This window comes from Providencia sp. Marseille-Q8014, assembly GCF_965112055.1.
Genome location: NZ_CBCOPT010000001.1, coordinates 68214 through 82145 on the forward strand (window position 1 = coordinate 68214; position 13932 = coordinate 82145).

The window sequence follows — 13932 nt, forward strand, 5'->3', positions numbered from 1 at the left end:
GAAAGCCACCCGATGGGTGGCTTTTTTGCGTTTGGGGGATGTGATACCGTTTTATCATGTCACCACCAACCCCATCCACGGCACTTCCTCACCAATCCTGCACCAGCGAACCGCATATTGATAGCCAATACATTGAGTAGAGATAAAGGAATGGCTCACTATTCGACTTATTTTCATGGTTGGTACCATTTTATAGGATGACTGGTGTTTATTTTTATGAATCGCAATCGGTATCTAAATAACATAATGGTTTAGATCGCTTTATCATACTGAGTACTCGATATCCATCTCATCAACTTATAGGTAAATAACTCGCTAGCTTATAAGCTCTGGCCTCAGAGGCTGTTAGGGGAGAGTCAAATAGCGGTAGAGGTCATTGACGACCTTTAGCTCATTCTTGTTGAAGATGGTTTTTTATTATTCTGACCATAGAAGGAGACGAATATTTATTGAGTATCGATAATAATTTAGCGATCTATAAGTAAGTTTTAACACTTTAACAATTAAATTTTTGAAAATTAATTAATTTAAAGAATGAATCAGTCGTTTAAAGCGTTTTTTTCTGCATCTTTTATTAAAATACGACAACTAATAATATCAATAAAATCAACTCATAAAGTAAAAGTCATTCAGTTTATTGATCTTATGCCATTTCTGCTTACTGCTCTTATTCTTTCTTTAATTTAAAGATAATACCCTATAAAAATAGATAACTAATGTTAAATTGATGTTGCAAAAAGTTAAATATATACTACTAATAAGTAACTTAACTCGGTGTTACGAAAGATTTTTACTACGCACAATATGTTCTCATTTGTTAAGGTGGGAAAAATGAAAAATATAAGATCAGCCAATAGCCAGATATTCAGCCATATTGTGGCTGTTAGTAAGCAAAAAGAGCATGAGTTTAATAATGGGCAGGATGGTGCAGTTATTCTATCTTTACTTGTTATGTTTTTTACGCCCTTTTTGTTGCTCAATGAACTACGTAAATTGCTACACATTGATTATAGTTTAGTCTCTATAGTTGGAATTTTGGCTATCAGCGCTGCTTTGGCAGCTATGTTGTATAAGACGTTTAAGATTGGCCGTAAATTTGCTAATAAAAAAACCGTATTAGGTAATCTATTATCAATGTATATTCCGAATAATAAAAATGAGTTTGAAAATTTAAAAATAGAATCAAAAAATAACCCTGCTAATTTTCTTGAACAAGTGAGTGAATGGGTTCAAATAGAAAAAGCCACTTATTCTAAGTAACTAATTATTTTTAACGACAATACGCCACGTTATAAAATTTAGCTAGCTGATAAAAAAGCGGCTCATTATGAGCCGCTTTGCTTATTGTCTATCTTTCTAGGGTATTGGGTTTCTATATCGTTAGTGTGATTTACCTTGTTCGATACCTAAACCAATTTGTGAACGAACAAATTGCTCTCTGAAACGTTCTTTTTCCATTTTTCCTTGTTCTGAGTTATCAGTTACAGAGAATAGCCATGAAGCGACAAATGCAACGATCATAGAGAAAAATGCAGGGTATTCATAAGGATAAACTGGTTTTTCATGATGTAGGATGCTGACCCAAATTGTCGGCCCTAAAATCATCAATATAACCGCTGTCAGTAGGCCAAGCCATCCACCCGCTAAGGCTCCACGTGTCGTTAAGTTTTTCCAATACATGGAAAGTAGAATAATAGGGAAATTACAGCTTGCCGCGATAGAGAATGCGAGTCCTACCATGAAGGCGATATTTTGATTCTCGAATAAAATACCTAAGCCGATAGCGACAAACCCTAAAATGACGACAGTGATTTTAGAGACACGTAGCTCATCTTTTTCATTCGCTTTACCATTTTTTATTGCCATTGCGTAAAGGTCATGTGAAACGGCAGAGGCGCCAGCAAGAGTTAATCCTGCTACAACGGCTAATATGGTGGCAAATGCGACGGCGGAAATAAAGCCGAGAAAGAAGTTTCCTCCAACAGCGTTTGCAAGGTGTACTGCCGCCATATTGGTGCCGCCGATCAGTTTACCTGCTGCATCTTTAAATTCAGGGTTTGCACTGACAAGTACAATCGCACCGAAGCCGATAATAAAGGTTAAAATATAGAAGTAACCAATAAAACCAGTAGCATAGAAAACACTCTTACGTGCTTCTTTTGCATCGCTGACCGTAAAGAAACGCATGATGATATGAGGAAGGCCCGCTGTACCGAACATCAATGCTAAGCCAAGTGATAACGCAGATATAGGATCAGAGACTAATCCCCCTGGGCTCATAATAGAAAGGCCATTGCCATGTATTTCTACCGCTTCTTTAAATAGCGTGTTGAAATTAAAGCCAACATGTTTCATAACCATGATAGCCATGAATGTTGCGCCTGATAATAATAGGATTGCCTTGATAATTTGCACCCATGTTGTGGCGAGCATCCCGCCAAACAGAACGTATAGCACCATCAAGATCCCGACAATAACGACGGCAATGTGGTAATTCAAACCAAACAATAGTTCAATCAGTTTTCCTGCACCAACCATCTGAGCAATAAGGTAAAGTGCAACAACGACCAGTGAACCGACAGCAGATAAAATCCGTATTGGTCTTTGTTTTAGTCGATATGAGGCTACGTCAGCAAAAGTATAACGACCGAGGTTACGTAAGCGCTCAGCAATGAGAAACAGAATAATTGGCCAACCGATTAAGAAACCGATGGAATAGATTAATCCATCATAGCCTGAGGTATACACAAGCGCAGAAATGCCTAAGAAGGATGCGGCGGACATAAAGTCACCCGCGATAGCCATACCATTTTGGAAACCGGTAATTTTACCGCCAGCAGTATAGTAATCCGAACGAGAGCGAGTTCTTTTTGATGCCCAATAAGTGATATAGAGGGTGAATCCAACGAATAACAAGAACATGATAATGGCTTGGATATTCACAGGCTGTCGCTCAACATCGCCTGTCAGCGCATCTGAGAATGCGGCTGAAGAGGCAAAAAGTAGGATAAGGGGAATAATTTTTATCATTTTTGCACCTCTTTTAGGATTTCAGCCGTTAAGCGGTCATATTCACCATTTGCCCGAATAACATATAGGCCAGTTAACAGGAAAGAGATGACGATGAGCCCTACACCAACAGGTATACCTCGCGTGATATAAGAGCCTTCGGTGATAGGTGTTCCAAGCCAACTTGGGTTAAATGCAATAAGAAAGATAAAACCGACATACAATATTAGTGTGATAGCTGACAACAACCATGAAAATCGACCACGTTTCCTTACCAATTCTTTAAAACGAGGGTTATTCTCTACCTCTTGATAAGCAGTAGCATTCATCAGAGTTCTCCTCTGTTATCGTCTTATTGGAATGTATGTAAGGTCGCCATAAAGGCGACCCTCAGGCTTATGACATACTCATTGATTGTTTTTCTTCGAGTAGTTTTTCGACAACACCTGGATCTGCCAGTGTGGAGGTATCTCCTAAGTTACTGGTATCACCGGATGCGATTTTACGTAGGATACGGCGCATGATCTTACCGGAGCGGGTTTTCGGAAGCGAATCCGTCCAGTGTAGAACATCTGGCGTCGCGATTGGGCCGATTTCTTTACGTACCCAGTTACGGACTTCGGTATACAGCTCTGGTGAAGGTTCTTCCCCTGAAATTAAGGTGACATAAGCGTAGATCGCTTGCCCCTTAATGTTATGTGGGATGCCGACAACGGCAGCTTCTGCAATTTTCGGGTGTGCGACTAATGCCGATTCAATTTCAGCGGTACCTAAGCGGTGACCAGAAATATTCAATACATCATCTACACGACCGGTGATCCAGAAATAGCCGTCTTCATCTCGACGAGCCCCATCACCACTAAAATACATACCTTTAAACGTTGAAAAATAGGTTTGTTCAAAGCGCTCATGGTCACCATATAAGGTACGAGCTTGGCCAGGCCATGAGTCAACAATAACTAGGTTACCTTCTGTCGCACCTTCTAGCGGTTCTCCTAGGTTATCGACAAGAGCAGGACGAACACCAAAGAATGGTAATGTTGCTGAGCCAGGTTTTAGCATTGTTGCACCCGGAAGCGGAGTGATCATAAAGCCACCCGTTTCGGTCTGCCACCATGTATCAACGATTGGACAGCGGCTATCACCAATTTTCTTATAGAACCATTCCCAAGCTTCTGGGTTGATAGGTTCGCCTACAGACCCAAGGATACGCAATGAACGACGATGAGTGCCTTCAATAGCTTTATCGCCTTCAGCCATGAGAGCACGGATAGCGGTTGGAGCAGTATAAAGAATATTAACGCTGTGTTTATCAACTACTTGGCTCATACGGTTTACAGCAGGGTAGTTAGGTACACCTTCAAACATCAAGGTTTTTGCACCATTAGATAATGGACCATATAGCAGGTAGCTATGGCCTGTTACCCAACCTACATCGGCAGTACACCAATAAACCTCACCAGGGTGATAGTCGAAAGTATATTTAAACGTCAGTGTTGCATAGACTAAATAGCCGCCTGTTGTATGCAGAACCCCTTTAGGTTTACCTGTTGAACCCGAGGTATACAGAATAAATAGCGGGTCTTCGGCATTCATTTCTTCAGGTGGACAGTCTGCACTGACACCTTTCGTTACGTCATGCCACCATAGATCACGCCCTTCTACCCAACTCGGTACATTTCCGGTACGACGGTAGACAATCACGTTTTCAACGGTTGTGACGTTTGGATTGGTTAATGCATCGTCAACGTTTTTCTTCAGCGGTATAGCGCGATCAGCACGTAAGCCTTCATCCGCTGTAATGATGAGTTTTGCCTTACAGTCGATAACACGGCCTGATACCGCTTCTGGGGAGAAGCCTGCAAAAATAACCGTATGAATTGCACCAATGCGAGCACAAGCGAGCATGGCGACTGCGGCTTCAACGACCATCGGCATGTAAATAGCGACCACATCGCCTTTACGAATACCTTGCTGTTTCAACACATTAGCGAACTGACTTACATCATGATGCAGTTCTCGATAAGTGATATTTTTTGATTGGGAGGGGTCATCACCCTCCCAAATGATGGCGGTCTGATCGCCTTTATCTGCCAGATGGCGATCTAAACAGTTAGCGCTTAAGTTAAGGGTGCCATCTTCAAACCAGCGAATGCTGATATGGCCAGGATCGAAGGAGGTGTTTTTTACTCGGGTATACGGCTTAATCCAATCAACAACCTTCCCTTTCTCTCCCCAAAACTTTTCTGGGTCTTGAATAGAGAGTTGATACTCATTGTTGTACTGTTGCTCGTTTATCAGGGCATTTTCTGCAATTTCAGCAGGAACGGGATGCTTAGTTATTTGAGTCATATTTTTATCTCCTTGCAGATGTTAATACTATGTCAAAAAATGGTTAACTAAAGCAGGAAATATAAATTTGTTTTTCTTTTGAGTGGGAGATCACGTATTAATTGTAATGAATTTAACAGGATTATCATTTGATGCGAAATCGCCAATTGGATTAATCATCTAATTATATGTGAAAAGGTAAAATTAAAGAAAAACAAAGTAGGGTGATATTGGTATTAGTTGCTAAATAAATCACCAATGATAGTTGATGAGAAAGACCATATAAATATCATGGGTTTGATAATGATTTTCATTAACAGTAAAATAACTATAATTAAGATTGATTCACAAGGTGTGAAGTTTATGAAGTGTATACCCTATGTGTCTTGGTACTGAGTGAGAGATATGGTACTGAGTGAGAGATATAGAGGTATATGTCAACAAGTCACTGGAGACAAATACAATGAGCTATACATTACCTGCTTTACCTTATGCTTATGATGCGTTGGAACCACATTTTGATAAGCAAACCATGGAAATCCATCATACTAAGCATCATCAAACGTATGTGAACAACACTAATGCTGCGTTAGAAAAATTACCGGAACTCGCTAACTTAGACATCGACGATCTGATCCAACAATTGGATAAAGTTCCTGCTGATCAACGTACTTTTGTTCGCAACAATGCTGGTGGGCACTCAAACCATACTTTGTTCTGGAAAGGCCTGAAATTAGGTACTGAGCTTGGTGGCGAGCTGAAAGCGGCTATTGAGCGTGATTTTGGTAGTGTTGATGCATTCAAAGAGCAGTTTGAAAAAGCAGCTGCTTCTCGTTTCGGTTCCGGTTGGGCATGGCTAGTACTGAAAGATGACGGCAAACTGGCTATCGTTTCTACCGCTAACCAAGATAGCCCTCTGATGGGTGAAGCCATTTCTGGTACTTCAGGCTACCCAATCATTGGTCTGGATGTATGGGAACACGCTTATTACCTGAAATTCCAAAACCGTCGCCCTGACTACATCAAAGCATTTTGGTCTGTAGTGAACTGGGATGAAGCGGCTAAACGCTTCGCTGAGAAAACCAAATAATTTACTTATTTGATTCACGACTTATCTGGCGTAGCTCTTTATTTTAAGGGCTGCGCCTTTTTGTTTTTTAGCCTCTTCTTTTCCCTACCAATCTCAGTATTGTCTCGTTTTAATTTTTTTTGTTTTATTCATAATCAGTCTCATCAATACGGCTAATATATTGATATTCTATTTCATCTGGTGTCTATAAAGTGAATGGCGGATAATGATAAATAAAGAACATAAAGGAAATGAAATGGCGAATGATATGGTAATGGGAATCGACCTTGGTACTAGTAATAGTGCTGTCAGTTTGTGGATTGAGGGAAGAGCCGTTTTAATACCGAATAAGCAAGGCGATGTTTTGACTCCGTCAGTTATCGGCCTTGATGATAATGAACAGATATTGGTCGGTAAATCAGCTCAGAAACGTTTGCAAAGCCATCCCCATCTCACTCAAGCCAGTTTTAAACGCTTTATGGGCACTAACGCGGAATTATCACTAGGCACTCAAACTTTTCGAGCCGAAGAGCTCTCTGCATTATTGCTACGTCAATTAAAAGAAGATGTTGAAGCCTGGCTTGGCTATGCCGTTAAGGATGCGGTGATTACGGTTCCTGCCTATTTTAATGATGTGCAACGACGTGCAGTGAAAACAGCAGGACAATTGGCTGGGCTCAATGTTTTAAGGTTATTGAATGAGCCTACTGCGGCATCCCTTGCTTTTGGTCTTCTTGAAAATAAAGAACATAAATATCTCACATTTGACCTCGGTGGTGGCACGTTTGATGTTTCAATCATTGATATGTTTGAAGGTGTGATTGAAGTCTGTGCGAGTAGTGGTGATGTTCGACTAGGCGGAGATGATTTCAGTGAAGAAATTTATCAATGGATGTTAAAACAGCATCCCGCCCTTAAAGAAGTCCAAGCTGAGATACGCGCTCCCTTACTTGAACAAGCCGAAGCATTAAAAATAGCGCTGAGCAAAGGCGGAGAAGCCTCCGTCTCTTTACGTTGGAATGAACAAGATTGGCATTGGACGATGACGGAGCAAATGCTAACGACATGTTGTCAGTCATTATTAACTCGTTTACAGCAACCTATCTTACAAGCCTTGCATGATTCACGTTTCACCCTTAATGACCTCGATGATATTTTGCTCGTGGGAGGTGCAACCCGCATGCCTCTGATCCGACAAACTGTCGCTCGTCTATTTGGTCGTTTTCCTCGTCATGACCTCAATCCTGATGAAGCAGTTGCGTTGGGGGCGGGAGTTCAAGCAGGTATGGTGATGGCTGATACCGCTCTTGATGATGTTATTTTAACCGATGTGATGCCATTTTCTTTGGGTATTGAAACGTCAAAAAGAAATGGAGCCTATTATGAGTCAGGTTATTTTTTACCTTTAATTGAGCGAAATACCTTCTTACCTGTGAGCAAGATGCAAACCGTTAGCACGGTTGAAGATAACCAAAAAATTATTCTATTAAAGATTTATCAAGGGGAAGCGCGTCGTGTCCAAGATAACGTCTTTTTGGGTGAAATGACGATTGATATCCCTCAGAAGCCTGCCGGAGAAGTGGATATTGATGTCCGATTTACCTATACCGTTGATGGATTACTCGAAGTTGAGTGTCGTTATCAAGGTAACCCCGAGGTATTTCGGTTATTGATAGAGAAAGTGCCGGGGCAAATGAGTGAACAACAAATCGAACAAAGCTTATTAAAAATCGCAGATTTAAAACAGCACCCACGAGATAGAAAAGAGAATCGCATACTATTGTCACGCTGTGCTCGGTTGTATGAATTTTTGCTGGGTGAAGATCGTTATTGGATGGATCAAGTAACGACGGAGTTTGAAAGGGCTCTTGATAGCCAAGATTTACGCCGTATCGCCGCTATTCGTCAGCAAGTGGAACAATTTTTGAGTCGTTATGAGGGAGACTCGCATTAATGAGTATTTGGCAAACATTGGGGATTGAGCAAACAAACGATGAAAAGGAAATTCGTCGTGCTTATGCACGGCAGGTAAAGAAATATCGACCCGATAGCCACCCTGAAGAGTATCAACAATTACGTGAAGCTTTTGAGGAGGCAAAAAGATATGCCGCTTACGCTATTGATGATGAATCTATCGCTGATGAATATGCGAAAGAGCAGGCGAATATAGACGTTGATGTGCCTCATTTAGAAAGCCTCTTATATCAAGAATCAGTTAATGAAGACGCCGTTAATGATGATGAACAACAACTGCTAGAACAGCCTGAAATTCGGATGACTTATCCATTTTCAGATAGATTGTTAGATGACGATCAACCATCGGTCAATGAATTACCTGTTGTTGAAATACCTTATACCCAAGAGTTAATTGATTGGCTTGCGAAGCTGTTTATTATTGATGAAAAAGCCGCAAAACGTGAATTAGTCGAATTGTGGGAAAATGTCTCTCAAAAAGGCAGTTTGCAAACACAGCAGCGATTTCATCAAGATTTTGCATGGGCATTATCAGCGCAAGAAGGTTTAACCGAAGCCATTGTGGAACATGTTTCGTCTCTATTAGGCTGGCGGCTGGATGAATATAACTCAGAGCAAATTATTCCGTTTTATATTCAAAACGCATTAACTGAACAGCTACGCCAAACCGAGGTGGCTCGGGCATGGAAACAGTGTCAGGTTGATGCTGTTCATGGCGATTATGTGGTTGCCGAATCCATGCGTATACTGACGAGTCAAAGTGAGAAAGTCTCTTTTAAAGTCCGTTTGATACCCGAGCTCATTCCGCAGATAGAGCAGCAGGTGTCTCAGCTGACGAATGAGTATCCTGAGTTAAAAGAAAAGTTTAATCCCGCGGTATTATCATTTATTAAACAACGGCGAATAGCGCTCAATTGGCGTGGTATCTTTTTATGTGTATTTTGGGGGCTACTATTAAATGTGATAGGCGCTAAACCCGACGTGAGTGTAGGCATCACGCTCGCAGTCACTGTGGTCATGATATATTACTTATTTTTTAGTGATTATATTATGTTTTGGTTTCATGCGAGATCAAAAAAGGGATTTACTCTCTTCCTCATGAGTGACTTTTTGATTAGCTTGGGGGTGCTAGCCATCTTTGTTATCACCTTCTTTGGTATTGCTCGCGAATTGATAGTTGGTTTAAATATAGGGCCTGCACAAGGTGCGCAAGCCATGGTCATTTTTATCCTTATGGGGCTTTTATGGTATGCATGGCCGAGAGATCAGCCCGCTTTACGCAGACCAAGTATGATGATGTATCGTCTATTGGTTAGCCCATGGTCACTGCTACAGTGGTTTAAGTTTTCATGGTTTTCATTGGTTTGGTTAGTGGTTCTCTATATTATTTGTTATAAAACAATGTTTGAGATATTGGCGTTCTATACTGAGTTTTTCAAGGTAGGGTAACAGCCTATATCTCGCCTAATAATTGTTGTTCTACTGAATTTAAAGCCATTATTAAGGTGTGATATCGATGCAAATTCATCCTCAAGTCTATATTGGCGAAGTCAAAGCGACACGAGAGTGTGGTCAGAGTGCTATCCATAAGCGTCAAGTGGATGGTTTGTTATCCTTGGGGCAATTAGGGCTTGAGGGGGATGAGCAAGCTGAAAAACGCTTTCATGGTGGCCCTGATCGCGCACTATGTCATTATCCGGCAGAGCACTACCCATTTTGGACTAATGCTTACCCTGAGCTAGAGTCTCTTTTCACTCCGCCAGCGTTTGGTGAAAATATTTCAACCCAAGGAATGACGGAAGAGAATGTCTTTATTGGCGATATTTATGCTTGGGGTGATGCTCGTATTCAAGTGACGCAACCTCGATCGCCATGTTACAAGCTTAACGGTCTTACCGGCGTTGAAAATTTTGCTCAAAGAATGCAAGAAAATGGTCGTTGTGGTTGGTTGTACCGAGTGATAAAAACGGGATCAATCAGTACCGCAACACCAATAACGCTCTTAAGTCGTAACAGCGATGTTTCTGTTCAAGAAGCGATTATGATCGCTTTTCATGCTCCCTTTGATGAAGAGCTATATCAGCGTTTGCTTGGCGCCGCAGGGTTGTCTGCAAGTTGGAGTCTGACGATGCAAAATAGGCTTGAGCATCGTCGAATTGAGGCATTTAGCCATCGCTTATTTGGCAAGCGTGGCTAATATGCTTAGAGGTGGCCGCCGATAAATTGTTGATACCAAGGCTCACGGGCGAATAATTCCGCGTGTGTTCCTTGGTCAATGATTTCACCAGAAGCCATCACAACAATATGATCCGCTTGGCTGGCTAGCATCGGTTGGTGAGTGACCACAATACGTGTCTGTTGTTTGGCTCTGAGTAGCTGCTCAATCACAGAAGCCGTATTGATGTAATCAAGGCTGGCGGTTGGCTCATCCATCAAAATAATATCAGGACGACTTAATAGTAGCCTCGCAATGCATAAACGCTGTCGTTGCCCACCAGAGAATCGTTGTCCTCCTGCACCGACATCCGCATCGAGTAAAGCGTGGTCTGCATCGATATTGAGTTGTTGAAGCATCGCAATCATTGATGTGTCATCAATCTCGTCTGAATGAACCGCTAAATTTTGTCGTAAGCTGCCTTTAAATAATCGGTTATCTTGAAATAATATTCCTCGCTTACGACAAAGTGCTTCTTGTGATAGTAGCGCTATATTTTGATTACCATACCGGACTTCGCCTTGTGAAGGGTCTTGCAAGCGCGCCAAAAGATGCAACAAAGTACTTTTTCCTGCACCAGATGCCCCTACAATAGCCGTAAATGTATTGGCTTTTAACGTTAAATCTAGCGGCTTTAATCGCGTTTTACCCTCCGCTGTGCGCTGAGACAAGGCATGACAACTCACGCTATTGTCAGTTGGTATTGGTGATGAACGCACAAAATGAAGCTCAGGTGTTTCCAATGCTTGAGCAATCTGATTGAGGGATTTTTTAGCTTGGCGTAAGGCTTGGTCTAAATGGGAAAGCAACCAGAGTGGCTCAATAAAACGTGCTAATAACAACATGGCAGCTAACCACATAGAGAGTGTGAGTGTTCCATGATTGACAGCCAATAAGCATAATGCGAATAAACCGATAAAGGATACTTGAATAGCGAATGAAAACAGTAAATGAAAAGGCAAGCTACGACGCTGAAGTTCTTTTTGTGTCTGATATTGCTGAGCCAAACTCAGTTCTAGACTCTGTTGTTGCTGTTGGCTGATACCTGCTCTACGAAACAACGGTTGGTGTGTGGCAAAGTGATCTAATTTATCAATGACATTCTGCTGTGAGACAGATACTTGCTTTTCAGAGAATGACACCTGTTTGGCAGAAAAACGTAAAACAATGAATAGCATAAAGCCGATCATTAACAGGATGCCCCCTAGCCAAAAATTCAGAATCCATGCCCCCAAGATCACGGTCAAAGGGGTAACAATTCCGCTAATGATAGGATGTAATAAGTGGGCAGGGATGGACATTGCATGGGAGACTGGCCCTGAAACTAAACTTGTTGCACTCGGAATTGGTTTTAATGAGACAGGTAGATGGCGTATTAAAGCAGAGGTAAGCGAGCGCATAACGATGCCACCCGCAAGGTAGCCTTTCTGAGTGGCGATAAAAACAACGGTTAATGAAGCTAAGCTACTGACCAAAAGCCAAACCAGCGCATGGATATCACCGGATCCCCAATTGATGATCACAGGAACGAGTAGCAGTCCGCTAATACCGTCTAAGATAGCAGCGAATACCATCCATAATAGCGCACTGCGGACGGTATTTAAGAACATACGGATCATGCTGTTTCCTCCAATGCATGTAGTAGCTGTTGATATTGGGGAGTATGTTCAGAGAGTTGTTGATGTGTGCCTTGAGCAATAATTTGCCCTTCTTCCAATAAGATCACCGTATCTGCATGACATAAGGAGGCCAGATCATGAGTGATCAAGATGCGAGTACGCGGGTCTTGGCTTAATAGCTGGAAAAAGAGTTCGGCATTTTGCGGATCTAATGCCGATGTTGGCTCATCAAACAACAGAATAGGGGCTTTAGAGAGCAGCACACGAGCAATGGCTAAACGTTGAGCTTCACCGCCTGATAAGGTGATATCATGACCAACTAAACTGTCTAGCCCCTTTGGTAATTGCTGAAACCGCGTTAGCAGATTTAATTTTTCAAGGTAGTCAGTGATTTCTACGTCTGTTGCATCGGGCGCAAATAACTGTAGATTTTCTTTGAGCGAATACGGCATCGGTTGAGTATTTTGCATCACGATAGATACTTGCTGGTTTAACCCCGCTAATGAGAATTGAGGGAGAGGCGTTGTATCAAAGTATAATTCGCCACGAGTTGGGTCGAGGAATCGCGCCATCAATTGTAAAAGTGTACTTTTCCCTGCTCCCGATGCACCTACAATAGCGATAAGCTGACCCGGCTGAATGGTCAAGTTAAGGTTAGAGAGTAACGTTTTATTCTGTACACAATAATCAACATCGTGAATATAGATGGAACAAGGCACTCCTTGCAGTGATTTATCACCATACTGCATGTCTGGTTGCTCAAGAAAATGGCGAATACGCTCTGAAGCTGCGACCGCATGGTTGAGGGCATCGGCACCATGACCCATGGCTGCAATTGGCGCAGTAATGCTATGCATCAAAAGAATAAATAACACCATTTGCGGCAGTGATACCGATGTCGGCACGACAAACGCGCCAATAATCACCCATAACGTCAGTAATGTGGTGCTCATGCCTATTTGGGTTAGCGAACTGAATGCACCGATTTTGTTGACCCAGTGGTTAAAAGCTATTAGAAAGGCGGAAAGCGTTTGTGTCACCGCCCGTTGAATGGCGCGGTTTGGATACTGCCTGGCAAGTAATGGGTTGTCGGCAAACTCCGCATATTGAGCATATAAATCCCCCATCGTTTGGTTACGAGCTGTGAATAGCGATTGATAACGTGGTGAGCGTAGCTGGCGGAACAGGTAAATGGTGATGATTAAAGGAAGTAGGCAGAAAATCATTAATGCCCAATTGGTCCATAATAAGACCAGTGTTGCTGTTATTGGAACCACCAACAATTGAGCCGAATCGGCTGGCGCGTGGGCGGTGAGTTGATGAAGCAAGCGCACATCGCGATCCACCATTTTTTGGATCCCTTCTTTGCCTGAATACACGAATTCACTTAAAGGAAGTCGATGAAGTTTATCCAGTATTTTTAGCCTCAATTGATAGCATAATTGGTTATCCGTTTGATGGGTTAGGTATAAGGCAACTGTTTGACAAACGAGCCATAAAATCCCACTAATCAATGCGATAATGACCCAAGTATTTCTTTGTTCAACAGGGGATAAGGCAACTTGGCTAATTGCAAGCCAAGGGATCAGGGAGCTAATACCTGCGATGGCCTGTAAAATGAGAGCAAATGTTAGAGTGAAACGATAAGGGCGTAGCAATGCCCAAAGTGCGCGGTACATAGAAACCTCCATTGCTAATTCGCTACTTTAATGGAT

The 13932-nt window shown here is 42.0% G+C and carries 11 protein-coding genes; 5 read left to right on the forward strand and 6 right to left on the reverse strand.

Annotation, left to right across the window (positions count from 1 at the left end; genetic code table 11):
* Window positions 1-54: 54 nt before the first annotated feature.
* A complete protein-coding gene (locus ACWPW6_RS00275; RefSeq protein WP_276525013.1) occupies window positions 55-177 on the reverse strand; it encodes a hypothetical protein in 123 nt (40 codons plus the stop codon).
* Between the two features lie 654 nt (window positions 178-831).
* Between ACWPW6_RS00275 and ACWPW6_RS00280 the strand changes: the two genes are divergently transcribed.
* Complete coding sequence (locus ACWPW6_RS00280; protein ID WP_154635690.1) at window positions 832-1260, forward strand: hypothetical protein; 429 nt, start codon at window positions 832-834, stop codon at window positions 1258-1260.
* Between the two features lie 120 nt (window positions 1261-1380).
* On the opposite strand, the gene actP is transcribed toward ACWPW6_RS00280, so the two are convergent.
* The 3 genes from actP to acs all read right to left on the reverse strand — a co-directional run bounded on the left by actP (window position 1381) and on the right by acs (window position 5361).
* Entirely contained in the window at window positions 1381-3030 is a 1650-nt protein-coding gene (actP, locus tag ACWPW6_RS00285) for a cation/acetate symporter ActP (RefSeq protein WP_154621866.1), read from the reverse strand.
* Window positions 3027-3338, reverse strand: coding sequence for a DUF485 domain-containing protein (locus ACWPW6_RS00290; RefSeq protein ID WP_154621865.1), 312 nt, complete (start codon window positions 3336-3338; stop codon window positions 3027-3029). The genes actP and ACWPW6_RS00290 overlap by 4 nt, the downstream gene beginning before the upstream one ends.
* Before the next feature lie 67 nt (window positions 3339-3405).
* Entirely contained in the window at window positions 3406-5361 is a 1956-nt protein-coding gene (acs, locus tag ACWPW6_RS00295; RefSeq protein WP_249999570.1) for an acetate--CoA ligase, read from the reverse strand.
* Between the two features lie 442 nt (window positions 5362-5803).
* Between acs and sodA the strand changes: the two genes are divergently transcribed.
* The 4 genes from sodA (at window position 5804) to yiiM (ending at window position 10580) form a co-directional block, all read left to right on the forward strand.
* Window positions 5804-6430, forward strand: a complete 627-nt coding sequence (gene sodA / locus ACWPW6_RS00300) for a superoxide dismutase [Mn] (protein ID WP_154621863.1) — start codon at window positions 5804-5806, stop codon at window positions 6428-6430.
* A 235-nt stretch (window positions 6431-6665) separates the two neighbouring features.
* Window positions 6666-8363 carry an Hsp70 family protein gene (locus tag ACWPW6_RS00305; protein ID WP_154621867.1) on the forward strand — a complete coding sequence of 566 codons (1698 nt, stop codon included), beginning with the start codon at window positions 6666-6668 and terminating at the stop codon, window positions 8361-8363.
* A complete protein-coding gene (locus ACWPW6_RS00310; protein WP_249999572.1) occupies window positions 8363-9832 on the forward strand; it encodes a DnaJ domain-containing protein in 1470 nt (489 codons plus the stop codon). Before ACWPW6_RS00305 ends, ACWPW6_RS00310 begins: the two co-directional genes overlap by 1 nt.
* Before the next feature lie 67 nt (window positions 9833-9899).
* Window positions 9900-10580: a 6-hydroxyaminopurine reductase gene (gene yiiM / locus ACWPW6_RS00315; RefSeq protein WP_154621861.1), complete on the forward strand. Its 681-nt coding sequence runs from the start codon at window positions 9900-9902 to the stop codon at window positions 10578-10580.
* A gap of 5 nt (window positions 10581-10585) precedes the next feature.
* Here yiiM and ACWPW6_RS00320 read toward each other — a convergent pair whose 3' ends face one another.
* On the reverse strand, window positions 10586-12217 hold the full coding sequence (locus ACWPW6_RS00320) for an ATP-binding cassette domain-containing protein (protein ID WP_249999574.1): 1632 nt from the start codon (window positions 12215-12217) through the stop codon (window positions 10586-10588).
* The gene (locus ACWPW6_RS00325; RefSeq protein ID WP_196713947.1) at window positions 12214-13896 is read right to left on the reverse strand and encodes an ABC transporter ATP-binding protein; all 1683 of its coding nucleotides are present in this window, start codon (window positions 13894-13896) and stop codon (window positions 12214-12216) included. The genes ACWPW6_RS00320 and ACWPW6_RS00325 overlap by 4 nt, the downstream gene beginning before the upstream one ends.
* Between the last annotated feature and the right edge of the window lie 36 nt (window positions 13897-13932).

Coding starts and splice junctions, on each gene's coding strand:
- ACWPW6_RS00275 (WP_276525013.1), bottom strand. CDS start 177: ATGAAAATAAGTCGAATAGTGAGCCATTCCTTTATCTCTACTCAATGT.
- ACWPW6_RS00280 (WP_154635690.1), top strand. CDS start 832: ATGAAAAATATAAGATCAGCCAATAGCCAGATATTCAGCCATATTGTG.
- actP (WP_154621866.1), bottom strand. CDS start 3,030: ATGATAAAAATTATTCCCCTTATCCTACTTTTTGCCTCTTCAGCCGCA.
- ACWPW6_RS00290 (WP_154621865.1), bottom strand. CDS start 3,338: ATGAATGCTACTGCTTATCAAGAGGTAGAGAATAACCCTCGTTTTAAA.
- acs (WP_249999570.1), bottom strand. CDS start 5,361: ATGACTCAAATAACTAAGCATCCCGTTCCTGCTGAAATTGCAGAAAAT.
- sodA (WP_154621863.1), top strand. CDS start 5,804: ATGAGCTATACATTACCTGCTTTACCTTATGCTTATGATGCGTTGGAA.
- ACWPW6_RS00305 (WP_154621867.1), top strand. CDS start 6,666: ATGGCGAATGATATGGTAATGGGAATCGACCTTGGTACTAGTAATAGT.
- ACWPW6_RS00310 (WP_249999572.1), top strand. CDS start 8,363: ATGAGTATTTGGCAAACATTGGGGATTGAGCAAACAAACGATGAAAAG.
- yiiM (WP_154621861.1), top strand. CDS start 9,900: ATGCAAATTCATCCTCAAGTCTATATTGGCGAAGTCAAAGCGACACGA.
- ACWPW6_RS00320 (WP_249999574.1), bottom strand. CDS start 12,217: ATGATCCGTATGTTCTTAAATACCGTCCGCAGTGCGCTATTATGGATG.
- ACWPW6_RS00325 (WP_196713947.1), bottom strand. CDS start 13,896: ATGTACCGCGCACTTTGGGCATTGCTACGCCCTTATCGTTTCACTCTA.